The following is a 25946-nucleotide window of genomic DNA, read 5'->3' on the forward strand; positions in this document are numbered from 1 at the left end:
CCTCCTGTCGGCAGTGCTTAACGTACGATTTTTTCCGAATTCTGCGGGCTCCCCTTAGGGCAATAGATACCTGGGGATTTTCGCTTTTTACCGCCTCGGCACCGAAATACTCAGCACTTATGGTGACCTCAGCCAGACCTTCGTAGGCAGCAGCCATTGCGTGAACTCCTTTAGTTAGCCGCCTTCAAACAGACGAAATTTTATCGACGCAAACGATACCAAACAAGCTATACCTGCCAACATAAAAGAGAGTCGATAACCAAAGCTGGAGATAATCAAACCAAAGAGCACCTGACCGAAGAAGAAAGAAAAATCGTACACTGAGCTGAAAATAGAAAGTTGAGTTGAGCTTGCTTCGGGATTTTGTTCCGCATTCAATCCTATTAATGAGGGGAAAACCAGCCCCCACCCGAGGCCCATGAAAGACGAAGCCGCAAGCATCATAGATTTCGAGTTGGATGCTGCGAGCACCGTGAGCGCCAGCGTGCATAACAGAGCGCCTGCCTGAGCGAGCCAAGTGAAACTTCGCCAACAGCTCAGTTTCGACATATTCACCCTGATAGCAAGTGTGGCACAAGCAAATATGAGGAAGAAGGCGCTCACAGACCCATAACCCTCCTGCCGCGAAAAAATCGGAACAAATGCTTCTGCCATACCTAGGGGGGCAGCGACCAGCATCAGTTGGATGCATGTCGAGCGCAGTGGCGGAGGTTTCTTGCTCTTCGTACTAATGGTCGGCCCTGATGGGGAATTCAAGAGAGGCTCGCGACCTGCGCAAATAAATGCCGCAGCCAAAAAACACATGGCAGAAGCCATCTCAAAAGTGCGTGCGTAACCTAAACGCTGAATAACAAATTCGCCTAATGCAGGGCCTAGCGCATAACCAAGAAAGCTAAATATACTGTTGATTGAAAACTGGCTGGCGCGCTCACGAGCCTGCGCAGAATTAACAGCAAAGGCCAGTATTCCAATAATTGAAATCGTGTAGCCTATACCCTGAACGAAGCGCACTGACACCAACTGAAAAATCCCTTCAACTTCATTTGTGATGAGATATGCAAACGCCGTCGTCACGAGCCCAAAAACAATCAGCATTTTCTTTTTTTTATATTCTAGCAGGCGGGAAATGTAAACTCTAAAAAGTATCGGAGCAAGCCAAAAAGCCCCGCTAACAATTCCAATCCTGGCTTGGGTCAAGCCTGTATCCTCCAAGGATCTTGATAACAAAGGGATGGTGCAGCCGATACTGCCCAAAAGCAGGAACGTTGCTATGTTCGGCAGCCACACCCTAACACCCGAATAATCCATTTTTCAGCCCTGTATTTGGCTTCGGCAACCGCAAAATATATTGAGTTCACCAAGAAATTGAGGCGACTTGCTTCCAAGAGTCGATATCAGCTCGAGTCGGCACCATCCACGGTTTTCGTTGTTGAAGCTTTCCGATTCCTGATTTTGGATAGCCAGTCAGAAGACTGTAGTCAACTTGAAGGATGCGGTCAGTCCGAACTTCTTCAGAAACAGCCATGCCTAAGAATTTTTGATAGAAGCCAGCATGATCAGCACGCACTTCCCCGGTGATAAAATCAATATCGTCAATGGCTTGTATGGCCATCGCTGCCTTAAGAAGTGCGCAGGCAGCAATTGGGAAATTTCCACCCTCCGTGATGGCGAATCTATTAAACTCCAGAATGTTTGGGCTGGAATTCGAGATGCATTGGTCTATATGATCTTTCCAGAGCTCATAGCTCAACAGCCTATCAATCGTGTCCCTGTTCGCTCGAATGATCCGCATCGTGCCAATCGGCTCATTCTTTTGGAATGCAATGAGCGAGTCCACCCAAGGATTTTCGTCCGTAGCATCGAACCCCATGCGCTTGCCATTGTTGCTCCACTCATATTTTGCGTATGCATTGATTCTCAACTCATGGACAGCTTGCTTGTCTTGATGTGATTCAGAGAGCCGTACGGTTATGCCAGAGAACATGTTTTTCATAAATTTCGATTGATCATTCGTTGTGGACGTTGTAAGCCGGGACCCCAGATATTTCCGTCGCCCCATCTTGAGGGATGGCAAGGGTTCGTTTAAAAAACAGCAAAACCAACTAGGGCTCGCGTTGCTGGAGTTGCGCGTGCTGGTTCAGACTCTGTGTCCACCAGAATAAGCGCCATGTGAACCTGCTCTGTTGATACCCACCAACGCATACTGAACTGCAGGACAACTGAGTGGCAACTGGGCAAGAAAAAGTTCCATTTTGATGGGGTAACAGTAGTGTCACCAGCCGCCACCTCGATTACAGCAATGCCAGCCTGGCGTTCATGCATAGGTGTAGCGGCTTGCAATCGAAAACAGCCGTGCTCGCAATCAGCGCAATTTTCGGCTCAGATTAACTGCGACTGACGGAGCCGTCTGGCTCAGATTAATTGCGAGCGAGCTTGCATTCAGCCGCATCGACTTGCATTCCATCGTTTCCGGCTCACATTAGCTGCAACTGAACCCGCGCCGGTTAGCACGTCTGTTGCCGCTGACCGAAAACTGACCCAGTAGGGGGTTGTAAGCCGGAACCCCAGAAAATTCCGTCACCCCAACTCCAGCCCTGCCAGTAGTGCGTCCAGGTCGATCATTTTGTCGCTTTGGAAGGTGTAGTGCCCATTCAGCAGAATGTGCCGCCAGGCCGCCGGTGAAATCTTGGTGATCAGCGCCACGGCCTTGGCATTGCCGCTCGCTTCGCACTTCGTCAGCAGGTGCGACAGGATGGCCGAGTTGTAGTAGATGATGGCGTTGGCGATCAGCCTAGCGCACTGGTTGCTGATCTCGATTCCAATGTCGGTGCGCCCGGTCAATTCCTTCTTTCCACCGACCTGTGCGATGGTCGAGCGTAGCTGGTGGTAGGACTCGACGCGGTTCTGCGAGCGATGTACGTTCCGTTCCAACTGCGGATCGCGCAGGTAACGTAACGTGTAGATGCTACGGATGAGCTTGTCGAACTCGAAGATCGCGCGCCGTGTCGGATTCGGCGCGGTGTAGGTGCAAAGCTTGCGGATCAGCGTGCCTTGCGTCATCTCTTTGAGGCCTAGCGTGGCAACGATCTGGTCGATGTTCGGTTTTTCACTGATGATGAGCTGCTGATCGATCTGGCCGACCGGCCGGATCAGGCACTTCTCGTAAAGCGCCGGATCATCGGCGCTGTACAATTCTTGGAGTTGGTCTTCGAGATTGGTGAAGCGCGGCTCAAAGCGTGGACCGAACCAGTGCAAGATGGCGAAGTTGGCCTTATTGACGCTGTGCATATCACCGGTAATCGCGGTCGGCACGACGTCCGACGTGTTGCGATACCAGATGTCGAACACGTGGTGCGCCTCGAAGTCGTGTGCGCCGATCAAATAGCCGTTGAGCGGCACGTGGTTACACAGCAACGTGTAGGCGACGACACCCTTGCCACGGCCAAAGTATTTGCGCGAGTGGCGCGCCTTCACGGTTGGGCGCTCGATGCTGAATTTCTGACCATCGACGGCACCGTACAACGCATCCAGGTCGAACGAGTAATGGGGGAAAATCGGCAACGCGGCGATGGCATTGCTGATCCGGTCGTTGGCGGCCTGGAGCGATGCTTGGCGCAGGTACTGTTGATAGGTCGTCTCTAGCACGTGGTAAGGAATGTCGCTGGTGCGTGCCATGACCTGATTGCCGTGGTTCATCGCCTGCGCGATGACGACCGCCATCAAACTATCGGCGTCGGCCACCTTCTTCGCATAGCGCGGCTGCAATGGCGTCAACGCGGACAAAAAATGGCATTGACCATTGACGAAGCGGAATACGTCGGCAACATCGCAGTACGGCAATTGCTCGTAGAACGACTGCTCGCGCACCTTCTGATTCTCGCCCTTGGGCTTGTGCCAGATCAGCGTCTTCGCGTCCTTATCGTAGGTGAGGTGCGTCAGCTTGCCCCGCTTCAGCTCGCGGTTGAATGCCAGCAACTGCGCGCGCAGCTCCCGCGTCAGCGCATCGAGCTGGGCGTCCACCGGCTGCCGTAGGAAGGGGATGTCCATTTGCGCAAGCGTGTCGGCCTTCTCGTTCATCGAGACCAGCTCGTCTGATAAGTGGCGGTGTTGCAGGCTGTCGTCGAGGTAGAGTTCCCCCGACTTGAAACGCTTCCTAATCTGCCGGTACAGCCAGAACTCGTAGCGGTCGGCGTGCAGACCGGTCGGTTTGCCGTCGGCATCGAAGGTCAGCAGGTACGGCCGCAGCCGTTTCGGCAACGTGGCCACCGGACATTCAGCTAGGGGCCGTTGGGACAGGCGCTGTTGCTTGGCGAACACACTCTTGGCCCAGGCCAGCGCCTTTAGCCAAGGGCTGTCGGGGACAGTGCCAGAAAAATCGAGTGCGACGTACAGTGGTCGCAAATGGCGGCGGTTGCGTTCGGCCAGGCCGTCTACTGCCTGCCAGTGCAGGGACAGCTTGCTCACCGGCTTCACGCTCATGCGCTGGCCGGTGAGTTGGAGCGTATCTTTCGGCATGATCTTGTACGCGCGCTGGCGCACGTCGCCGAACGGTGTGGCATCGGCCACCGTGTCATCGACGTAGATCAACAGCAGGCGCCCTACTTGCGGTGTGTCCTGCTGACGACGCACCTGCTCTGCGACGAAAGACTTCTGCGCACCCGCGCTACTCTCTTCCTCCAATTGCTTCATGTGGTAAGCCATTGCATCGACCAGATTGTCGGAGAGTTGCCGGTAGCGCAGCCAGGCGTAGCACAGTAGGTAAAGTTGGGTCTGATCCGCCTTGAGATTGCGCAGATCGTGGACGGTGTAGAAATTTGCCAGGCTCGCGAAGTACAGCAGGTTCTGCTGCGAAACGCCCAGCTTGGGCAGCAGCGCCTTGGCGATTCGGTGCAGCGGCTCCAGCAAGGCGCGCTTCTCGCGCTCGCGGATCATCTGGCGCCAACCGAAGTTTTTGGCATCCTGCTTGAGCGCCGCTAGTTGAGACAGGGTGTCATCACGTACCAGAAGCTGGGCCAGCGCGTTTTTGGCCGCGTCGTCCAGCACTTGCGCCAGCAGGCCACCCAAGCGCCGACGTTCAGCGGACAGTGTTTCGCTGACCAGCTCTTGCAGGGTGGTGTAGCCGGGCCGGATGATCTTGTGCTCGTTGAGCCAGACGATCAGCTCGGCGGCCACGAACCCTGGCGTCATGTCACGCCTTGCGGCTTGCGTGGCCTGCTGCCCAAGCTGCGGCAGGAAGTCGGCCGTCCAAAGCCGATAGCCGAACAGCTCGGAGACCCCTTCGCGCTGGGTGTAATGCTCATGTTTGGTGATCGGCTTGCGCTCGAACGTCTCGCCGTGGAAATAGCGGCTCAACACGAAAGTGCAATCGTCCTCGACCTCGTTCCAGTCGAAGCGGAAGAAGGCATGCTTGGCCTTGAAGTAACCGATCTGCAAAAAGCAGTAGACTTGGGCAGGTAGGCTGGGACGATTGCCGGCGAACGCCAGTTCGGTTTCCGATAACGATAGAAATTCAAGTCGCTGACCGTCGTCGAAATCCGGCAACCCGTATAGGGCTTCCTGTTCGGCGTCGGACAGGACACTGATCAGCTTGTTCTTATGGATCATCAGCAACTCTTCCGTAACCTTGCCTACCGACACGCGCCAGGGTTTCGATCAAGGTGGTGCGCTTAACACCGAAGTTACGGCACACGGCGGCCTTAGAGATGCCATCGTTCAGCGCAGCAACGATGGCATCCAGCTTCTCACCGGTGATCGCCTGCGGCCGTCCGCCAATGCGACCGCGCCGCCGGGCGGCGGCCAGACCCGCGACGACGCGCTCCTGGATCAGCGCGCGTTCGTATTGCGCGAGCGCACCGAACACATGAAAAAGCAGCTCGCCAGACGCCGTGGTGGTATCCATGCCCTCGGTCAGCGAGCGGAACGCCACCTGTTTGTCCCGGAGCGAGGTCACGATGCTGAGCAGATGCGACAGCGAGCGACCGAGCCGATCCAGCTTCCAGACCACAAGTACGTCGCCGGGGCGAACGAATTGGAGCGCTTGAGCCAAACCCGTGCGGTTATCCTTCGTGCCGGAGACGTAATCCTCAAACAGGTGTCGTGCATCGATGCCGGCACTGAGCAGCGCATCGCGTTGTAAGTCAGTGTTTTGCCTGTCTGAGTCCGACGACACGCGCATGTACCCAACCAACATAGACGAATAACCATCAAGAATAGGTTTCCGTATGGTAGCGGAATGCGACAGAGTTTTCCGCACATTTCTAGAGCGTCTGCACGATCATATTCGCCAGGTGCATCAGTGCTGTCGTAAAACACTTGTTTTACGACAGCCAGATGGTGGCCGGTGATACGATCGTTGGATTTACCGCTTCAGCGCGGTTCAATACAGGTTTATTCGCAGTTAATGCTGGTTGCCCCATCTGGTCAGTCGCAATTAATCCTGGTCAAAAACCGCGCTGATTGCAGGTTGGGGATTTTTCATTTTAAGGTTACACCTAGTGTTGGTTTAGTTAGCCAGTCACCAAATGTTTTATAAAGTGAGTCGAGTTGTCATCTAAAATAACAGCGCCCAGCAGAGTGTCAGAAGTTCTGTTTGCGCAGGTCTCGTCGAACTCTAGAGGAATCCCTTCATCTGCAAATAGCTGTTTCAATGCATCCGCCGTGCTAACTGAAAAATCACCCTCTCTATCCCCACCATGCATGGCGACACGCATTGTCAGACCCTGTGCTCTGGCATTTTGCAGATAATCGCGTATAGACGCTAAAACCTCTTCTGGCACAAGGTCTTCGTGACAAAAAGGGAGCAGATGGAATACGCGGACCTGCGCGCCCCGCATACGTTCACCCGTGTCAGCATCCACGTTTTCTGCAGCACAAGCAACAGCAATACAAGCAGTCATGTTATCTGTGACAACAGGCATGTTTATTTGACTCGTGCCAGCACTGTATAGATGCCGAGTCCCTTCGTCGTTGGGTGTAAGGCCGTTGAACCCCGCCACTTTGACAGTAGTGGTTCTGTCGATCTGAAAGCTGTAATCCAAACCTGTTTTAGAGTGATAGACACGGACCCACGGGAATGTAGATTCACTGCGATCCTTTATTGCATTGCCACCGTGCCGTCTTTCTGCTTGATAAGCGTCTAAAGAAACCATTTTAAGGGTATAATTTCCACCACGTCGTGCAAGTTGAAAATGAGAAAACTTTGCAGGACGTTCATTCATCTCGTCTGATGCTCTGTAGCTCGTAGACGCGGGTTGATGACCAAAAGTAGGCCTGGTGTTCGGAGAACTTGCAGAAGTTTCCAAGTTTTCACGATAGCTACTACTAGACGGTCTTGAAATACATAGTCCCATAACAATTATCTCTTTAGAATAGGGTTAAACTCTTAGATCATCTGTAGCTCATAGTGAATTTCGATGCAGAAATAGTTGCGCTGTCAAGTCTTCGCTCTCGCCTAAACCGCCGCCTAGATGCATTCGTGGCGGATCTGTGTACCCACCAAAATAAGCGCCAGATGACCCTGCTCTGCTGATACCCACCATATGCTGATTTTCTCCGCTTACGGGCTTGCAGGAAACTGAAACTGCAAAACAAAAATGGGTGGTAGCGGGCAAGAAAAAGTTCCATCTTGATGCATAGGCATTTTGAAATTCCTATGCATAAGGTCTGTCGCTTTCGTCGAGACCGCCGCCTGGATGTACTCGTGGTTGGACTTGGCACTGGGTGACGGAAATTTCTGGGATTCCGGCTTACAACCCCTGTTAAAGACGAGCATCAGCAGGCCACTCTTTGCCTTCATCGAACCCGCCAGGGATTCATCGAAGAACGCACCTCTACGTACAACCGACTGCGCGGATTACTTTCTGAATTCGGCGTGGTCCTGCCACAAAGCCCAGAGCGATTGAGAAAAGAGATTGGTCCCTGTCTGGACAGCTTGCCTGGCTGGGCAAGACGGTGCATGAGTGAACTGTTGGAGCACACCAGCCATATCGAGGATCGGCTGGTGGAACTTGATCGAGCCATCAATCAGATCGCTCGCGAAGACGACCGCAGCCGTAGGCTACTGCAATTGCGTGGGGTTGGCTCGACCACAGCAAGTGCTTTAGTGGCCAGTATTGGAGATGGGCACGACTTCAGAAACGGTCGCCAAGTGGCTGCCTGGCTCGGTCTGACGCCAAGCCAGTACAGTAGCGGCGGCAAGCAGCGCCTGGGAAGTATCACCAAAGCCGGGGATGCCTATTTACGCAGTCTACTGGTGCTTGGAGCTCGATCTGTCATGGCCAACCTGGGCAATAAGCAAGACCCTCTCAGTCGCTGGATCCGCAACCTCATGGAGCGACGGGGTTACTGGCGTGCGGCCGTGGCGATTGCCGCCAAGAATGCGAGGATGGCCTGGGCCGTCCTGCATTACGGCGACACGTTCAAGCCTGAACAGGCAGAACCAACGGGCGCGTAAACACCAGAGGTCATGACTGATCACCTTGTAAGGCGTTAGGGCGAGGATCATGAGCGGATAAAAGGATCAATGTGCACTGCCGTCGTTGATGTGAAGCGGGTTGGACCTGCGTGAGGGATACCTGAAAAATCGTATGGGAAATTCAGTCCCGATTAGCGAACGAGGCCCTCACGTGCGTCTTTCATCAGGGTCCGAGCGATCAGCTCAAGATGACCGTTTGTAGTACCGCAGTCCTTCACCTTCTTTCCGTCGATCCGGCACATGCAGCGGAGTCAAACAGAAACTATTGGGCTTGTGCTCAATGGGGAAGCCCTTGTAGTACGATTTTTTCCGTTTTCTCTATTCGCCCCTTATAGGCCGGATCAGATTGAGCATTATGTGTCGTCCACGAGCCGATGCCTAATGACACAACAATCAAAAAAATCGACGTCATTATCACGTTGGCATATGCAAGCCAAGACAATCTGTAGACTGCGTGCACCGGGGTGTCGCGGGTAGGGTGTTCATTGTCAACGCCAACTAAAAAGTGACCCCCTTCCGTGCTAAATCGCCAACTTAGTTTTGACCCCCCTCGGGTTCATATTTTCGAGCCGGTTCGGCCCGAGACGATTTGATTCCTGCTTTGCGCTTGTCCTTGAGTCGATAGCTTTCACCTGTCATCTGCACGATATGGGCATGATGTAACAGCCTGTCCAGCATGGCCGCTGTCAGTGTTTGATCATCCGCAAAGGTTCCGGCCCACTGGGTAAACGGCAAGTTACTCGTGAGGATCAGGCTGCCTTGCTCGTAGCGCTTGGCGACAACATTGAAGAACAGGTTGGCTTCATCACGACCAAACGGCAGGTAACCGATTTCATCGATGACCAACAACCCGGGGGCCATCACCACACGACTGAAGTATTCCTTGAGCCGTTCCTGGCGGTGCGCAGCGGTCAGTTGCAGCATCAAGTCAGCCGCCGTGACGAAGCGGGTTTTGATACCGGCCATCACTGCCCGGTAGGCCAGGGCGATGGCCAGGTGGCTCTTGCCTACACCACTAGGCCCCAGGAACACGATGTTCTCGGTACGCCCAACAAAACTCAATGCTGCCAGCTCCTGGAGCTGTGCCCGGGGGACGCCGGTGGCAAACGCGAAGTCGTATTGCTCCAGCGTTTTCACGGCGGGCAGCGCGGCAGTTTTCAGCAGGGCCTGTCGAGAGCGTTCACTTCGGGCATCGGTCTCGGCAGCCAGCAGCTTTTCGAGGAAGTCGGCAAAGCTGTCTTCGCCGCTTGCTGCTTGTTGGGCAAGGTGCGGCCAGTCCACCCCGACGCGCTCAAGCTTTAGCCCCTTGCATAGTTCTGTCAGGCGAGCATGTTGAAGGTTCATGCTCTCACCTCCAGCAGTTGCTCATAAACCGACAGCGGATGCTGCAAGCTCTCGTACGGCAGGACCCGCCCCAGGCGTAGGCCTTGGGCGGGTTGTGGGCGCAGGCTCTGTGTTGGCAGTGGTAATAGTACCTGCTGCTCTTCGGCCAGACGTACCGCTGGTTGAACACCCGTCGTGCCGTGAATCCGCTGATGAGCGACTTCGTCGAGCCATTGGCCGATATGTGCGTTGGCCGTCACCACATCCAGCGTCAGACCCGCACTCTTGAGCGTAGCGGCCAACGGGGTAATGAAACTGCCCTTCAGATACCCGTTGAAGCGCTCAACCTTGCCCTTGGTCTGGGCACGGTAAGGGCGGCAGACCTTGGGAATAAAACCAAACTCATCGGCCAGCGCAGCCAATCGGGGATGCCAACGGTGCAGGCCCTCCCCAAAAGCGTCTCGCTCGGTGATGATGGTTCCGGCGTTATCAAACAATGCCTGCTCGGGCACGCCGCCAAAGTAAGCGAACGCCTCCCGAAGCCCTGTCAGCCAGGCTTCGCTGTCCTCTCGCTCGGAGAAACGGACAAAGCTTGCTCGACTAAAACCAAGTGTCGCCACGAACGCCTTAAGCGGCTGACGGCCTCGTCGAATGGTGGTGAAGTCCACCTGCATCTGCTTGCCGGGCAGAGTTTCGAAACGTACCACCGGCTCTTCTGCCTTACGTTTGAAGGGGCGAATATAAGCCTTCAGACGACTGACGCCGCCGCTGTACCCCAATGCCGTGATCTCACGCAGCAGGACGGTCGCCGGAATCCAGTGCGGGCGCGCTGCCTCAATACGCTCATGCAGGTAGTCCTTGAAGGGGTCGATTTTGCACGGACGTGCGGGTCTCACCTTGTCACTGGGTAGCGACCGGGCCTTTCGCAGGTACTTGCGCACGGTGTTACGCGAAATACCCAGCTCACGGGCGATGAATTTGATGCCATGGCCCTGACGGGCCAATACTTTAATTTCCACAGACTGCTCCTGGGTCAACATATTGGCAGCTCAAAGCCGCCAGTTTTACCCAGGGGGTCAATTCTAGGTTGGCGTTAGGGGGTCATTTTTACAGTGGCGGTGACAGTTCATATCCATTCACGGTGCTAGCTCCTTGAAAGATGACTGATGGATGAGAGATAACATTTTCATACGACCGCTCCCTGTTTCATTCCTTGAAGGCTATCAAGCCACCTCGTTAGGGCTTCTGCTACGCATGGCGGAGCCATGTGGCCAGCAAACTCTCTCAGTAAATGCAGATATTTAGGGTCTGAAAGCTGGCTAAGGTGCAGGTTTCGAACTGTGTTATATTCTCGCTCGGACATTATCTTCTCTCCGGTTGGTTTTGTTCACGCTGGGGGATGGTTACAGCCATTCCCCAGCATCTTTTTAGCTGATTCGATTTTGCCCTCTTACAAATCCGCTCTGACATTTACTGCTACATTTGACGCAATGACGCAATGACTATTTGACGCTGAATGCTTTTCAGTGAAGCTATTGCGTAGCCCCGGCTCTATTCATAAATTCTTCCAGTGCCTGCATGGTGACCTTCTTCACGCTGACTCTGTGGTCCAAAGCAAATTGGTCGACACGCCTTTTAAATTCATCTGGTACGCGCAGATTCATAGGTACGTCTTTTTTGGCTTCTGGTTTTTCGGTGTTGTTGCCAACAACCGTTGACAGGTCATCGCTGCGGGGTGGGATGCCTTTGCCCTTTACTCGTGAAGGTGGCTTAGGAATATTAACCATTTGAACTCCTCATATTGCGTCAAAACGTCATAGCGTCAAATGACGCTTTAGTCATTTTGCGGCAGAGAGCTTATGCGGTCAACAATTGATTGGACCAAACGATCTGCCTGTTCTCGAAGCCCTTTGTGAGAAACTTCGGTTACGGAAAATCCAGAGTCATGAGCACGGCGATACAGCACTTTTTCATACAGCGTGCCAGCGAGTAAGTGATAAGGTGTTGCAGAGAGATACGAGCGAGCCTCCACAATTTCTTTGTCACTGTCGCCTCCACGAACCAAGGCTAAAGCGATCCGGTCTGGCGAAATTCCGTGTTTATCAACCAACCTGTTAGCCAGTCGAACGGTAGGGGTTAGGTCATCGAGGCTGAGACCGGTCGGAAGAATCATAAGATCAACTGATTTACCCATGTCGACCGTACCAGCAGTCGCTTGAGGACCACCATCAAATATAAGCAAATCTATGTCATCTGAGCTAGAAGCCTTGAGCGCCTGGCTAAAAGTGCCAAACGTCTCCACCCTTATTATGGGCTCAATCCCAGCTTTCATACGGCGCAGGTTCCAGTCATGACATGTGGATTGGTCAATATCCAAGTCACAGATTTTGACTGTCCAGCCAGCTGATGCATATGTCGTAGCAAGAGCGCGAGCAATGGCGCTTTTGTAAACGCCTCCTTTTTGAGATGCCGTACCGATACGAAGTGCCATACCGCCTCCAGTCAAGTTCAGTGCGTTATTGCGTTATTGCGTCAATTAACGCAAGCAATCGTAACCCTCATTTATTGAACAAGCAAGAGGATTATGACGAAATGACGCTTTGACGCTTTGACGCAAAAAAAAGGGAGAAGATAGCTTAGAGAGCAATATGGTTGAAAACCAATCATCATGGCGTAAAAGGTAGGCTCATTCTGACCTAGCGCTAAAGGGTCGCGTTTAGGCCGATTGAGCCATAGCTAATGAGCTGAGCTTCGTCGGGTATACCTAAATGGACCTTCCTAGCATTCTTGATTTATGGTATCAAAAGCATATAGTGATAGCACTGATGGCAAAAACTGGTAACTACCAAGTGGCAAACGTGAACGTAAGAAATCTACCCGATGAAGTGCATCGGGCCATCCGCATCCAAGCTGCCCTGCACGGGCGCAGCACCGAGGCCGAAATACGCGACATCTTGGAGCGGGCGGCGAGACCCGAGGGACGTGTGAAACTTGGCTCGTTCATGCATAGGAATTTCAATAATTCCTATACATGGTAATCCTCCTAAAAAGGCACCCTCTGCGTGATGCCAACGTGGCGTCGATGTCGGCAAAAATCTTTTTTCACCCATCACCCACGCCGAAAAATGGATTGAAAGCGACTTTTCTGTACCTTTTCCAGATTTTGGACGCACCTCTCCCGTATCAGGCCGGCACGTACCTCAATTGCGCGATGCTTTGGGCATTGTTGACCAGGCCCTGCACTGTCAGCCCGCTGATTGCCGCCGTGTATACCATCCGCGCGCCACACAGCACGCAGCGGAACGGATCGACGTTTAGAAAGGCTTTGGCCATCTGCGTAAAATACAGCTTTGGTGTCGGTCCTGGCGTCGCCATCTTCAATGCTTCATACACCTTCGGCAGGTATTTCCCACACACCCGATTGGCCAGAAAACCAAAATACCGGATCATCCGGAAATGCTTTTCCGGGATGTGCTGCACCACCCGGCGCAGCATGTCGGCCTGGCTCAGCGTTTCCTGCTGATAGGTCTGCGTGCGGTGATCCAGGTAGGTAAAGCTCAACGTGGCTCCGGAGGTGTAATGCGCCAGACGACTGCCCGAGATGGGCGGTTTTTTCAGGTAGCGGCCCAGGTAATTGACGGTCTTTCGGCCGTTTTCCGTCTTCTTCGACAAGTGGATGTGCCAGTGCTGGCCACCAGCGGTCAGTATCAAACGGCGCCAGTCGCTTTCACAGTGGATGTGGGCCAGCTGCGGCGGCATCGTCAGTTGCGAAAGCGGCTGTCCCAGCAGGTAATCGCGCACCAGCCACATCCAGCGCCGCCGCAGGGCCTCTTTGTGGAACGACAGATTTTTCCAGACGCCCTGCTCATCCAGGCCGCCCGCGGTCACCGACAGGTGGACGTGGGGATGCCAGTTGAGCCGCCGGCCATAGGTGTGCAGCGCACCGAAAATCCCGACGCGCAAACCGCGCCGCTTGGCGGTGTAGATCAGGTTATCGGCCGCCAGACGAAACAGCGCATCGAGCAGCCAGCGGTTGTAGAAGAACAGGGACCACAGCGTGTCGGGCAGCGTGAACACCAGATGCTGCCAGGGGCAGTCGGGCAGACGGTTGTTTTGCACGGCGATCCACTGGTCGGTGGCCTTTTTGCCGCAGGAAGGACAGGCCCGGCAATGGCAGGTGTTGCACAGGTATTTGACGTGCGGGCAATGCTCATTGGCACAGGTGTAGTGTTTGACGCCCAGTATCGAGGTGCCGCAGGCGAGCATTTTGCTGATCGACTCCACTTCGATGTGGCGCAGACCGCCGGCTTCCAGCAAACCTGCCCAGCAGCCGTTGACCGTGAAGAGATTTTTGAGCGGTCGAGGTTTGTAAGCAGGCGGTGCAGAGGCCACGTCAGCAGGATGGCTCCTCATCGTGGTGAATGACGGCGGTGATGGCGAATCCGCCTGGCCCTTCTCTCATCGAAACGCTTACGCAAGACGCGTCGGGAAACCTGTCGTTCAGATACGCTGTCTGGCAGCCACTACAAAGATCGACATCGAAGGAAAAGTCGGTATCGGGCACGAAGGTAGTATGCCCGGCGCGTTGGAGACGGGTCTGCTTTGCCTTGGCTTTTGCCCGGCTCGCCCGTTTACGTTTTTTGGTCTCTGACTGCGAATTCCACGTCATCCGGACACTCAGCCCACCAACATCCGGACACTCGTTCCACGCTTATCCGGACAGGCAGTCGGAGCGCAGCGACGCAGGTTTGCATTGTTAGTCTGAAGCCCCTGCCGCCGTCAATTTCGTTGCGCGCCTGCGCATCGATTCACCCTTCAGTTCAATTCGATAAGCGTTATGCACCAGCCGGTCGAGGATCGCATCGCCCAAGGTCGGATCGCCGATCAACGCATGCCATTTGTCCACTGGCATTTGGCTGGTCACCAGCGTCGAGCGGTTGCCGTAGCGGTCGTCCAGCAGCTCAAGCATGTCGCGCCGTTGCGCGGCGGTAAACGGTGCCAGGCCCCAGTCGTCCAGGATCAGCAGGTCAGTCTTGGCGTAGCCGGCCATCAATTTGGCGAAGCGGCCATCGCCGTGGGCCAGGCCTAGTTCTTCCATCAAGCGCGGCAGACGCAGATAGCGCACGCTGTAACCGTCGCGGCAGGCTTTGTGAGCCAGCGCGCAGGCAAGCCAGGTTTTACCTACGCCCGTCGGCCCGCCGATGATCAGGTTCAGGCCATCGCGCAGCCATTGGCCGCTGCCCAGTTGCAGGATCAAGGCCTTATCCAGGCCACGCGGGCTGCGGTAGTCGATGTCTTCCAGGCAGGCGTTGTGGCGCAACCGCGCGGCTTTGAGGCGGGTGGTCAGGCGGGCGTCTTCGCGCTCGGTCAGCTCGCGATCGACCATCAGACCGAAGCGTTCGTCGAAGCTCAGATCATTGATATCAGGCGTTGCGTGTTGTTCGCCCAGCGACTTGATCATGCCGTGCAGGCGCAAGGTTTGTAGCTTGTCGAGCGTTGGATTCGGTAGCATTTCGAAGCTCCTTTCTCAGGTCAGTGGTAGTAGCCCGGGCCACGCAGGTTGATGTGCTCGTCAGGCAGCAGCGGCAGGTTTTGCTGGGCCAGCGGCAGGCGCTCCAGCCCTTGGCGCAGGATCGACTCGAGGCTTTTGTAGCTGCATGCGCCCAGTGCCAGCGCCCGCTGGCACGCGGCTTCCAGCCGCGCTTCGCCGTGCTGTTTGCTCAGGCGCAGGATGCCCAGGCAGGCGCGGAAGCCGTGTTGCGGATGGATTCGGCGTTCGAGGATGTAGGTGATGACGCCGGCGGTGTTAGGCCCGGTCTGCTCTGCCCAGCGGATCAGCCGTTGCGGTGTCCATTCGGCGTGCTCGCGGTGGCTCTTGGGCATGTGCTCGGTTTGGGTGGTGTGGCGGCCTTTGTGCTGCGAGCGAAGGTGGCTGGCCACGCGCTGGTTGGCGTGGAAGCACTCGACGGTCTGGGCCGTGAGCCGCACTTCGACTTGGTGCTTCACCAGCTGGTACGGCACCGAGTAAAAGTGGCCATCGACCTCAACGTGATAGTCGATATGGACGCGTACCTTTTTCCATTCGGCATAGACGTACGGGTGTTCCGGCAGGCCTTCCAGGGCCGGTTGGTCGATGGCCTCGAAGGCTGACCGGCGTGAGCCGGGCAGCTTTTTGAAGGGCTTGTGGTTGAGGCGATCCAGCAGTAGCGCGATGGCTGTGTTGAGTTCGCCAAGCGAGAAGAACTGGCGGTTGCGCAGCACCGCCAGGATCCAGCGTTCGACCACTTGCACGCCGACTTCGACCTTGGCTTTGTCCTTGGGCTTGCGCGAGCGAGCAGGCAAGACGGCGACGCCGTAATGCTCGGCCAGATCGCGGTAGCTGGGGTTGATATCCGGCTCGTAACGGTGCGCTTTAGTCACGCCACTGCGCAGATTATCGGGCACCAGGATCTGCGTTGTGCCGCCGAAAAAAGCAAAGCATCGGACGTGCGAGCCCAGCCAGTCGGGCAGTTTCTGCGACCAGGTGGCCTCGGCAAAGGTGTAGCTGGACGCGCCGAGAACGGCGACGAAGATCTGAGCCTGACGGATCTCGCCGGTTTGTCGGTCGATGACCGGCGCTGTTTGCCCGGCGTAATCGACGAACAGCTTTTCGCCAGCACGATGCTCCTGGCGCATGACCACGTCGACCTTGGCGGTCCAAAGGCGGTAGTGCTCGCAGAACCAGCTGTATTGGAAGCCTTGCGGGTGAGCGAGTCGATATTCCTGCCAGAGCAAGGCCAAAGTGACGCCGGGGCGGCGCAACTCCGCGTGTACCCATGCCCAGTCAGGCATTGGGCGCTGGTCGGTCGGCACTGGCACTGCCGGTGGAAACAGCCGTCGATTCAACTCCGCGTCAGAAATATCGATGGGCCACTGAAGCCCACTGGCGGCGAACCGGCAAAGGTAATCCCCTGCACTCGAATGGCCGATGGATAAGCTGGCGGCGATCTTGCGCACGGACAGGCCAGCGTCGAACTTTAGGCGTAGTACCTCTCGGATTTTACGCATGGATAAACGCTCCACGACGACCTCTTCGCTTCGAAAAAAGAGGTCGATAGTAGTGAATAGTCCTGCGTTGCTGCCTGCCTGAAAGTGTCCGGATGGCCGTGGAATCGGTGTCCAGATGCTTGTGGAATGAGTGTCCGGATCAGCATGGAATCAGTGTCCGGATGTTGGTGGAATGGGTGTCCGGATAGTCGTGGAATCCGCACTCTGACGCCATGTGTAAGCCTGTGCTGAGGAGGTATCGACCCAATTTCGGCTATGATAACTGATTTCAAAATCCCACAATTTGTTTGGGTTGGCCAATCTGATGCTGGCCAAGCGGTATTTGCAACAGGCGGCAGGATAAATCCGTCTGAAAGGCGGGACTGGCCCGCCTTTCAGCAAAATGAGGGCAGAAATCTGCCCGAGAAACGTAAAATAAGGCCGGCAGGTTGAAAAAAACCGGCTTGAGAATGGGGACGGTGCGAACGGGTTAATTGTTCAGCGTCTCCCTAAAAATCCCGAGAGAAGACAAGTTGAAATTAGAAAAAATTAACTTTCTCCCCGAAAAAAGGCACGGAATGTTCTTATGAAGCTTTCAATTGCATGCATTGGAGCGCTCATTCTCGGAGAATTTCTGCAAGAAGTTGGCCTTCCCATTTCTGACTTTGAAAAAACATCGGCCCCAGTACTTTATGTCTGGAAAATACCACATAACATTAAATTAGATCTTGCCCAGTCATACCGTTTGTGGTTTGGGCAGTGATCATGGCGAACCATACTTTTCTAAAGGCGATAAAGATAAGATTTATCGCTCAAGCTAGTGGAGGTGGAGTTTTGGATCGTAATACTGGGCAAGGCTTATTCAAATGGCTGGCACTTACCGAAGCATTGAGTTTCGAAGATCTTGAGTTTCTCATTTTAAATAATATGCTGAGCCTGGCAGAGTTAGAATCAACTTCTGCTTCAATCTTATCGCCTCTGATTACAAGGCCTCATAGGTATATAATTCCAGGAACGAATAGAGGGTTGGTTTTGTATAAAGACGAATGTATTAGGCAGGCAGCCTTAATATCAAGCAGGAGCGATATAATCTGCTTGTATCTGTCTCCACATGCCAGCCGTGACCTGGTTTTTAGAGCAGCAAGACACTTTAATCGCTATGCCGACTTGAGTAATCGGACCTGTCTGCTTTATACTAGTAGTAATTGTTTTTCGGATTATCACATTCTAGATCAGTGCAAAGCGCAAGCGCAAGTTGAATGGAACGGTCCAGAAGAAAAGTCGAACTGTAAAAGTGGAATGCTCTTTTCTTCTGGTTGGAGGGAAGGAGTTTCCGAGCATGTTTCTTTACGGTTGGCACGGTTTGCGAGTGAATGTTGAATTTAGTTTGGCTAGAGTTTTAGATTGGGTATAATGTTGGGAGGGGGCAGCCAAGCTTGTGTTTCAAAAAACGGATAGTTTTTTTTGCAAACTCGCCTGATTAGGAGGTGCGGATGAAAATATATTTAATATGGGGTGCTACTTGTACCGGAAAGACCGAGCATTCTATTAAGTTATCAAAGAGTACTGGTTGGCCAGTCATAGTCTTGGATAGGGTTCAGTGCTGTTTCGATATTGCCACAGGTAGTGGGCGGCCGCATCCTGAAGAGCTACAATCAACGCGGCGTATATACTTAGATAATCGTCGCATTTCTGAAGGGGTTATAAGTGCAGAAGAAGCTAATGACAGGCTCAAGTTGGAAGTAAATAAACATATAGATAGTGGTGGGGTTATTCTTGAGGGGGGGTCGATTTCGTTGTTGAAGCTTATTTCTAAAGACCCATACTGGTGCGATAGATTTATATGGAGCCAGCATAGAATGAGATTGCAAGATACCGATGTATTCATGGATAAAGCCAAAGCACGCGTTAGGCGTATGCTTGTAGGCTCTACAGAAACCACGGGGTTGTTAGACGAGTTGGTTGCGGCTCAGTCAGACCTTAATGCTAAACTCGCTATACAAGATATTGACGGATATCGATATATTATGAACTATGCTCAGGCGCGTCGCCTCAGTATCACTCAACTTCTGAATGTGATGACTGGTGATATGAAAGAGGAACTCATTAATGGAATAGCATTAGAATACTATGAGCATGCTAAATGGCAAGAGCGCGATTTCCCTGCGGAGTGGCTCGCTGAACGTAGTACACGGTAAGGAGGATAAGACTGCAAAGGTTCATGCATAGGAATTTCAAAATGCCTATGCATGAAGCTGACGCTGTGAAGGAGGCGTCATGCTTTCAATCGGCATAGGGTGCAGCCATCTGGCTGCACCCCTGCCACACCACCCGGCGCAGCATGTCGGCCTGGCTGGGGAGCCTAGATGTAGCGGCTTGAAATCGAAAACAGCCGTGCTCGCAATCAGCGCAATTTTCGGCTCAGATTAACTGCGAGCGAGCTTGCATTCAGCCGCATCGACTTGCATTCCATCGTTTCCGGCTCACATTAGCTGCAACTGAACCAGCACCGGTTAGCACGTCCAACAAACGAGGGTTTTTTGGACAAAAACCGCGCTCTAGGCGCAGGCATGGTAGGGCTGGGGTGACCGAGTCCAGTAAATCTGTACATATTTCAACGTCCAGAAAATGTGTATTACCACGAATTTCTGCACTCACATTCAGTTGCAAAAAGCGTGAGCCGGGCAACCTGCAATTTGAGCTGGTCGCAAATATCGTGAGCTGGGATGCAGTTAATCTGAGCCAGCTGCACCGGATACACGCAAATAATCTGAGCCCAAAAAGGCGCTGATTGCGAGCACGCGTGTTTTCAAACGCGAGCCGCTACAAATAGGGTTGATTTTCATTTTTAATATAGTACTTTCACAAAATCTAGAGCCTAAAGAGACAAAAGCGCTATTGGGGTGGAGGACTGAATCTTGCTGCCGATGGCCTTGATCGGCATCGGCATCGGTCTGCCCTGGGGGCTGATGGATGGCATGGCGATCAGTGTGGTTGAAAAGGAACGCGCCGGTATGGCTACCGGCATCTTCAATGCCGTACGCGTGTCTGCCGACGGCATAGCCATTGCGATCGCAGGCGCACTGCTCGCCACGTTCATTCAGTGGGGTCTGTTCGATGCCCTGACGGGTGTCGCGCCTGATGTGGTGACAAACGCTGCCAACCGCGCCGCATTGGGCGACCTGCAGAATGCGATCGGTCTTCTGCCCGGCCAGGCAGAACTGCTGCACCAACAGTACGCCACCGCGTTCCGCAATCTGCTGTTCATTCTCAGCGCCGCCACCGTGCTGACGGCCGTGGCGGTCTTTGCGCTGCTTGGTCGCGTGCGCGCTCATGACGAACCGCCACTCGAGCCATCCGACACGCTTGACCTGGCGGGAGAAGCCAAGTGAGCCCACATGAGATGACCGGAACACAGCGGCATCCTGCCTTTGCAAAGGTGTTCGCACCGGGCCATCTCACCTTCGGCCTGATTGCGCCGCTGGAAGGCTATCCCGACGCTGCCGCGCCGACCATGAAAAATCACATTGCCCTCGCAAAACAGGCCGACAAAGCCGGTTTTGCAGCACTCTGGCTGAGGGATGTACCGCTTCTCGACCCAGGCTTTGGTGACGCTGGCCAGATATTCGACCCTTTCGTGTATGCAGCACTGCTTGCTGCGGTGACCACACAAATCTGCATCGGTACAGCCGGTATCGTACTGACGCTGCGCAACCCGCTGATGGTCGCCAAACAGGCCTGCAGCCTTGATGTATTGCTGGAGGGACGCTTCCTGCTGGGGTTGTCGACGGGTGATCGGCCCGGCGAATACCCTGCATTCGGCGAGAATTTCGACACACGCGCAGAGCGCTTCAGAGAGGGGGTCGAGATGCTGCACGCCGTAACCGAGCACTCTTTTCCGGCCTTCACGTCGCGCCACTACGGGAAACTCAATGGCACGCTGGACCTACTGCCAAAACCTTTTTTCGGGCGGTTGCCGATGCTCGCCATCGGTCGCTGTCAGCAGGACATCAAATGGCTGGCCAACCATATGGACGCCTGGATATGGCATCAGAGTGGCTTCAACACCCTGCCCGACGTGATCAATCACTGGCGCGATGCCAACGAGCAAAAACGATTCAAGCCCTACGGTTATGCGACGTTCTTTGATCTGGAGGACAACAAGGACGCGCCCATGAAAGTCGGCCGTGGCATCAGTACAGGGCGCAACGCCCTCATCGAGCTGTGGCAGCGTCAACGGGAACAGGGCGTTTCGCATGTTGCGCTGAACCTGAAACCACTGAGACGTCCGGCCACGGAAGTGTTACAGGAGCTGGAAGAGTATGTGCTGCCGTATTTCCCGACCCGACGCAGTGAGCATGCCTGAGCGAGTATTTCGCCTACACGGCCACTGTCGGCAAAGGATCTAGCAGGGAAGAACGACATAAAACCGACCTGGGAGGTCATCATGCGCACTGAAAAAGCTTATCCGATAAAACCTAACCCGATGCGCAGCAGCCGCAACAAGATACAGCTGGGTGTTTTCTCCACTAAGGAATCTCCGAACAAGTCCCGGTTATGCGAAAATCGCCTGACCACCTGATCCGAGCCTCCCATGAGCCAGATGAGCTTTTCCGATTTCGAATATGCCAGCAAGCGCAAGCAGACACGCCGCGAACGCTTCCTCGCCGAGATGGATCAGGTCGTCCCCTGGACAGGTCTGCTGGGCCTGATCGAACCGTTCTACCCCAAGGCCGGCGGTGGCAGAAAACCTTATCCGCTGGAAACCATGCTGCGCATTCACCTGCTGCAGAACTGGTTCTCCCTGAGTGATCCGGCCATGGAAGAAGCGCTCTACGAAATCACCCCCATGCGCCAGTTTGCACGCCTGACGTTGAGTGCGCCGATACCGGAAGACACCACGATCATGAACTTCCGGCACCTGCTGGAGAAACATCAACTGGCTCCTGCAATCCTCGCGGTCATCAACGGTTATTTGCAGGAAAAAGGCCTGTCGCTGCGCCAGGGCACCATCGTCGATGCCACCATTATTCATGCCCCAAGCTCGACCAAGAACAAAGACGGCGAGCGTGATCCCGAGATGCATCAGACAAAGAAGGGTAACCAGTATTTCTTCGGTATGAAGGCCCACATCGGCGCTGACGTTGAGTCTGGACTGGTTCATCACGTCCATGGCACTGCGGCCAATGTGGCCGATGTCACTCAAGTCGCCGAACTGCTCCACGGGGAAGAAAACGCGGTCTATGCGGACGCTGGCTACACCGGTGTCGAGAAGCGTGAAGAGCACGAAAATCGTAACGTGATCTGGCAAATCGCGGCGCGGCGCAGCACGTATTCCAAGCTGAACAAACGCAGCCTGTTGTACAAAGCCAAGCGCAAGATCGAGTACTGCAAAGCGCAGACACGCGCCAAGGTCGAGCATCCGTTTCGGGTCATCAAGCGCCAGTTTGGTTACGTGAAAGTACGCTTTCGTGGGCTGATGAAAAACACGGCCCAACTGACCACGCTGTTCGCCCTGTCGAACCTGTGGATGGCTCGAAAGCGACTAATGGGTTTGGGTGAGTTGCGCGCTTAACACGGAAAACCGAGCGAAAAACGCGCTCGACTCACACTGCATCAGACCGTTTTCAGAAAAATAGCGCTATGTGCCTGGCAAATTACGGCTTGCCACCGCTGCGCGGCAAGTTGATCGGAGCATCCCTAGCTCTACGTCAATCCGGCTGGCGGTGTGTGCAAATACGTAAGTGCGCAGGCCCGACAAGGCCGACTCAAAGAGCATGACCCCGGCAAGACCAATTGCAATGACATCAAGCGTTGTCAGGCCGTGATGAACCAACACTTTGTCCATCACTACTTGAAAGAACAGAGGGGTGATCAGCGAGAAAATCTGCAGAACGAAGGAGACCAGCATCACTTCGCCCAGCAACTTCCGGTATTTGACAATAGCGGGAATGAACCAGGTGAAATCGAAACTAGAGGACTCGCCAGGGGTGCCAGCTTCAGAACGAATGAGCAACAACTGGCCAGTCCAGCGCGCCTGTAACGCCTCGAAAGTCACCACTTCAGGGCGCTGAGCCAGTGGGTCGTGAATCAATGCCTTGCCTTGATCAAGGCGCGCAATGATAAAGAACCCACCGTTATTGTCCGCGGCGATGGCAGGAAGGGGTGTGCGGTCCAGACGCTCCGTGATGGTCTTCGCAGCCTTGGCTTTCAAGCCGAGCTTGCGGGCCGCAAGTAACAGGCTGTCTTGCGACAGGCACTGGTCGGGGCTGCCAAACTCATGGGCAAGTTGTTCTGGCGAAGCGGCCACCTGATGGAAGCGCGCAAGCATGACCAGCGAGGCCAGTCCGGTGTCGAGGCGAGGGGCATTGCCAGGCGTCCGAGCGCTCATTTCCGAATCATTCATAGTGCTTCCCTGCCGACCTGCCACTGGTAGGCAAATCTGATCAATTTACTGATTAAATTAATTGTAAAAGGCCACTTCAATGGATATGCCACTGGCATAACCGACGGATTCAGCCCTCGACTGCGTTAACTAAACGACATTACGAATATCAAACTCCTGGCGGCAGAAAATCGCGGGCAGGGTCGTAGTCTTGCTTCAGGTATAACGCAAGTGCTTTCAAGTCATCAGGATTGAGAGTGCCAGCAGCCTGTTTAAGCTTGAGGTTGTCGAGAATGTAGTCATACCGGGCATTGTTGTAATCACGAACTGCGGCATACAACTGACGCTGGGCATTGAGCACGTCGGCGATGTTGCGCGACCCCACATCAACGCCGACCTGATTGGCTTCCACGGATTTCTGACCGGAAACGATGCTTTGGCGTCGGGCTGCAATCTGCTCTATGCCCGTATTGATGCCGCGAAACGCATTACGCGTATTCAGCACCACTTCGCGGCGGCGGTCTTCCTGTTCGTCCTGGCTCTGATAAAGACGCTCGGTGGACTCCTTGATCTGGGAGTTGGTCATTCCGCCCGAGTAAAGAGGGATATTGAGTTCAATGCCGATGCTACTTTGGGCAACATTGTCGCGATAGCCGTTAGCACCGAAGTCAGTCGGGTTGCTGTAGCCAAAGCTGTCGTTATCACCTTTGCGATAAGAAGCAACAGCGTCAACCGTGGGGGCATGCCCGGCCTTACGCTGATTAAGCGTTTGCTCGGCAGCACTGACTGCACGCTCGCTGGCTTGCAGCTCAAGATTCTGTCGCACGGCAACGTCGACCCAGGCTCGGGGGTCATTGGGTACGGGAGCCTCAACCGGCATCTGATGCTTCATGCCTGCAATTGACGTGTAGCTGTGCTTGGTCAGGCGTTCCAGCGCTTCATAGGCATCATCTACTTTCCGCTGCACCAGTTGCCGGTTGGCGCGAGCATTGTCATAGGCGGCTTGAGCGTCATACACGTCAGTGATGCTTGAAGCACCATCCTCTAGACGCCCTTGAGCCTGGTCGCGCTGGCGCAACAGCGCAGCCTCTTCCGCCTGAGCGGCTGCGAAAGCGTCCAGTTGGCGCAGTGTTTCGAAGTAGGCCTGGGCAGCAGTCAGCAGCAGGTTTTGCTCTTTAGCGGACAGCTCAAGCTCGGCCTGATCCACGCTCGATTGCGCAGCCTTCAATTGAAACCAGCGATCAATGCGGAACAACGGCTGACTGAGATTCGCACGAAACGTTGTGCCACTTCGCTCACGGCTCAAGGAAGGCTCGTCCCGCTCCAGACGGGTGACTTCAGACGTTGCCCCGGCGGTCAGATTCGGCAGCAGGCCTGCCCGAGCCTGAGGCACTGCTTCGCGTTGCGCCTTGTACGCATGACGTGCGGCAGACAATTGCGCATCGTTGAAAAAGGCGGCTCTATAAACATCTAAAAGATCCGCATGCTGCTTAAGCAGACCCTGACGGTCATGAGCAAGGCACTGATCGTCTGGCACATTGACAGTGGCAGGCGCTGCAAACGAGGGAGCCAGCGCAACGGCGAGGAAGAACAGCAAGACCACTCTGAGGGCATGAAGATACACTGCGCATCCTTGCAGTAGCATATTGACATCAAAAAAGAGGGAGATACTAGAACGCCATCATGATCGCGTCAAATAATTGTATCGACCGTGTATCCGATTTGTTGAACTTATTTTAATAAGCCGACTTCGCGTCACCCGGAAGCCCCCTTCGGATTGATCAGGCTCCACTCTCCCCACCCTTGCGACCGCGCACGCAGGGCCTTGCCAGCACGCTTGCGCCGTATTCCATCCACCCTTCAGCAAGGGCCGTCATCGCGGGCCCAAGCCCACGTGCTTTTTCCGTTATCTGGTAATCAACGCGGGGTGGCACCTGGGCGAACACCGTCCGGGTGATCAGACCGTCCATTTCAAGTTCGCGCAACTGCGCCGTCAACATATGTTGAGTGACACCGGGAATGGCTTTTCGCAATTCACCGAAACGGTACACACGCTGATTGAGCAACCACATGATTTCAAGTTTCCACTTACCCGAAAGCAGTGCAAACGCGCGGCGCATTTCTTCATGCATATTAATAATGGCAGGTTCATTAGTCTGCTTTTCCATACTAAGTCCTATTCATTCACCCTACTTGCGGACGGCCATGTTGGACGACACTCTTGCACACCGTCGATAACAACTATTTGCCAGGAATACTTCATGAATGAATCCACACCTTACTGGATCAGTACGGCCCTGCTTTGCCTGCTGTATCTGGCCTCTGCAGGCCTTTACCTGTTTAAAAGCGAATGGACCCGCACCGCGCTTGCCGGTCTCGGTTATCCGGGCTATCTGGTCCCTGTGCTCGCTGCACTGAAACTTCTCGCGGTGGCGGCAATACTGTCGCGCATCAACGTGGGCCTGAGCGATCTTGCGTATGCAGGCGTGTTCTACCACTTGCTGTTATCCGCGCTGGCTTATATCGGCATGCGTCAACCGCAAGGCGCCCTGCCCGCTGCAGTAGGGCTGTTACTGTTGGCCTGCTCTTTCTTCACCCAGAATGCCGCGCGTGAGATACCTTCTGCCTATGGACAAATAACTGCGGTACAACCGCAGACTCGCGCGACACTGGGTTTGCCGCAGGTGCTGCCTGCCTGAGTGCCAGAACAGTCATCGGGTCAACAAGCATCCCGCAGCA

20 protein-coding genes and 4 pseudogenes are annotated in these 25946 nt (G+C 54.4%); 9 read left to right on the forward strand and 15 right to left on the reverse strand.

The features are described 5' to 3' along the window. Positions 1-174: 174 nt before the first annotated feature. The 5 genes from AC4ANK_RS16165 to xopAF all read right to left on the reverse strand — a co-directional run bounded on the left by AC4ANK_RS16165 (position 175) and on the right by xopAF (position 7349). A complete protein-coding gene (locus tag AC4ANK_RS16165) occupies positions 175-1308 on the reverse strand; it encodes an MFS transporter (RefSeq protein WP_058887150.1) in 1134 nt (377 codons plus the stop codon). Positions 1309-1354: 46 nt separating this feature from the next. Further along, positions 1355-1993, reverse strand: coding sequence for an N-acyl amino acid synthase FeeM domain-containing protein (locus tag AC4ANK_RS16170; protein WP_031599113.1), 639 nt, complete (start codon positions 1991-1993; stop codon positions 1355-1357). Positions 1994-2577: 584 nt separating this feature from the next. Next, positions 2578-5604, reverse strand: a complete 3027-nt coding sequence (locus AC4ANK_RS16175; RefSeq protein ID WP_015060658.1) for a Tn3-like element ISPsy30 family transposase — start codon at positions 5602-5604, stop codon at positions 2578-2580. After that, the gene (locus AC4ANK_RS16180) at positions 5594-6190 is read right to left on the reverse strand and encodes a recombinase family protein (protein ID WP_015060659.1); all 597 of its coding nucleotides are present in this window, start codon (positions 6188-6190) and stop codon (positions 5594-5596) included. Before AC4ANK_RS16180 ends, AC4ANK_RS16175 begins: the two co-directional genes overlap by 11 nt. Before the next feature lie 316 nt (positions 6191-6506). Beyond that, positions 6507-7349 carry a XopAF/AvrXv3 family type III secretion system effector gene (xopAF, locus tag AC4ANK_RS16185; protein ID WP_460414670.1) on the reverse strand — a complete coding sequence of 281 codons (843 nt, stop codon included), beginning with the start codon at positions 7347-7349 and terminating at the stop codon, positions 6507-6509. Between the two features lie 404 nt (positions 7350-7753). Between xopAF and AC4ANK_RS16190 the strand changes: the two are divergent. After that, a pseudogene (locus tag AC4ANK_RS16190) lies at positions 7754-8452 on the forward strand (IS110-like element ISPsy16 family transposase); the annotation flags it as partial. A 555-nt stretch (positions 8453-9007) separates the two neighbouring features. Here the strand turns inward: AC4ANK_RS16190 and istB (AC4ANK_RS16195) are convergent. From istB (AC4ANK_RS16195) to AC4ANK_RS16210, 4 genes are all read right to left on the reverse strand, one after another. Continuing rightward, entirely contained in the window at positions 9008-9817 is an 810-nt protein-coding gene (gene istB / locus AC4ANK_RS16195) for an IS21-like element ISPsy4 family helper ATPase IstB (protein WP_460383172.1), read from the reverse strand. Beyond that, the gene (istA, locus tag AC4ANK_RS16200) at positions 9814-10836 is read right to left on the reverse strand and encodes an IS21-like element ISPsy4 family transposase (protein WP_460383174.1); all 1023 of its coding nucleotides are present in this window, start codon (positions 10834-10836) and stop codon (positions 9814-9816) included. Before istA (AC4ANK_RS16200) ends, istB (AC4ANK_RS16195) begins: the two co-directional genes overlap by 4 nt. 492 nt (positions 10837-11328) lie before the next feature. Next, the gene (locus AC4ANK_RS16205) at positions 11329-11583 is read right to left on the reverse strand and encodes a hypothetical protein (RefSeq protein ID WP_058886869.1); all 255 of its coding nucleotides are present in this window, start codon (positions 11581-11583) and stop codon (positions 11329-11331) included. Positions 11584-11630: 47 nt separating this feature from the next. Then, positions 11631-12287: a nucleotide-binding protein gene (locus AC4ANK_RS16210; RefSeq protein WP_017684244.1), complete on the reverse strand. Its 657-nt coding sequence runs from the start codon at positions 12285-12287 to the stop codon at positions 11631-11633. 358 nt (positions 12288-12645) lie between these two features. Here AC4ANK_RS16210 and AC4ANK_RS16215 point away from each other — a divergent pair. Next, positions 12646-12801: pseudogene (locus AC4ANK_RS16215) on the forward strand (FitA-like ribbon-helix-helix domain-containing protein); the annotation flags it as partial. Positions 12802-12979: 178 nt separating this feature from the next. On the opposite strand, the gene AC4ANK_RS16220 reads toward AC4ANK_RS16215, so the two are convergent. From AC4ANK_RS16220 to istA (AC4ANK_RS16230), 3 genes are all read right to left on the reverse strand, one after another. Then, positions 12980-14209: an IS91 family transposase gene (locus AC4ANK_RS16220; protein WP_460384989.1), complete on the reverse strand. Its 1230-nt coding sequence runs from the start codon at positions 14207-14209 to the stop codon at positions 12980-12982. Between the two features lie 343 nt (positions 14210-14552). Further along, complete coding sequence (gene istB, locus AC4ANK_RS16225) at positions 14553-15308, reverse strand: IS21-like element ISPsy14 family helper ATPase IstB (protein WP_002552598.1); 756 nt, start codon at positions 15306-15308, stop codon at positions 14553-14555. Positions 15309-15328: 20 nt separating this feature from the next. After that, positions 15329-16843 carry an IS21 family transposase gene (gene istA / locus AC4ANK_RS16230; protein WP_054082386.1) on the reverse strand — a complete coding sequence of 505 codons (1515 nt, stop codon included), beginning with the start codon at positions 16841-16843 and terminating at the stop codon, positions 15329-15331. A 744-nt stretch (positions 16844-17587) separates the two neighbouring features. On the opposite strand from istA (AC4ANK_RS16230), the gene AC4ANK_RS16235 reads away from it, so the two are divergent. From AC4ANK_RS16235 to AC4ANK_RS16260, 6 genes and pseudogenes are all read left to right on the forward strand, one after another. After that, on the forward strand, positions 17588-18202 hold the full coding sequence (locus AC4ANK_RS16235) for a hypothetical protein (protein ID WP_134937633.1): 615 nt from the start codon (positions 17588-17590) through the stop codon (positions 18200-18202). Between the two features lie 113 nt (positions 18203-18315). Then, entirely contained in the window at positions 18316-19020 is a 705-nt protein-coding gene (gene ptz / locus AC4ANK_RS16240) for an adenylate dimethylallyltransferase Ptz (RefSeq protein ID WP_031598371.1), read from the forward strand. Positions 19021-19740: 720 nt separating this feature from the next. After that, positions 19741-20214: pseudogene (locus AC4ANK_RS16245) on the forward strand (MFS transporter); the annotation flags it as partial. A gap of 11 nt (positions 20215-20225) precedes the next feature. Next, positions 20226-21188: an LLM class oxidoreductase gene (locus AC4ANK_RS16250; protein ID WP_005746894.1), complete on the forward strand. Its 963-nt coding sequence runs from the start codon at positions 20226-20228 to the stop codon at positions 21186-21188. Positions 21189-21269: 81 nt separating this feature from the next. Continuing rightward, positions 21270-21404 carry a hypothetical protein gene (locus AC4ANK_RS16255; protein WP_460385237.1) on the forward strand — a complete coding sequence of 45 codons (135 nt, stop codon included), beginning with the start codon at positions 21270-21272 and terminating at the stop codon, positions 21402-21404. Between the two features lie 12 nt (positions 21405-21416). After that, positions 21417-22397 (forward strand): IS5 family transposase, encoded by a 981-nt coding sequence (locus AC4ANK_RS16260; RefSeq protein ID WP_044424202.1) that lies wholly within the window; start codon positions 21417-21419, stop codon positions 22395-22397. A gap of 123 nt (positions 22398-22520) precedes the next feature. On the opposite strand, the pseudogene AC4ANK_RS16265 reads toward AC4ANK_RS16260, so the two are convergent. The 3 genes and pseudogenes from AC4ANK_RS16265 to AC4ANK_RS16275 form a co-directional block, all read right to left on the reverse strand. After that, positions 22521-23228: pseudogene (locus AC4ANK_RS16265) on the reverse strand (cysteine peptidase family C39 domain-containing protein); the annotation flags it as partial. Between the two features lie 148 nt (positions 23229-23376). Continuing rightward, complete coding sequence (locus AC4ANK_RS16270; protein WP_080900737.1) at positions 23377-24852, reverse strand: TolC family outer membrane protein; 1476 nt, start codon at positions 24850-24852, stop codon at positions 23377-23379. Positions 24853-24988: 136 nt separating this feature from the next. Beyond that, positions 24989-25375 (reverse strand): winged helix-turn-helix transcriptional regulator, encoded by a 387-nt coding sequence (locus AC4ANK_RS16275; protein ID WP_031596659.1) that lies wholly within the window; start codon positions 25373-25375, stop codon positions 24989-24991. A gap of 93 nt (positions 25376-25468) precedes the next feature. Here AC4ANK_RS16275 and AC4ANK_RS16280 point away from each other — a divergent pair, with 93 nt between their 5' ends. After that, positions 25469-25906 carry a DoxX family protein gene (locus AC4ANK_RS16280; protein WP_032074460.1) on the forward strand — a complete coding sequence of 146 codons (438 nt, stop codon included), beginning with the start codon at positions 25469-25471 and terminating at the stop codon, positions 25904-25906. Positions 25907-25946 lie beyond the last annotated feature (40 nt).

This window comes from Pseudomonas sp. Pmew2 (assembly GCF_058129885.1).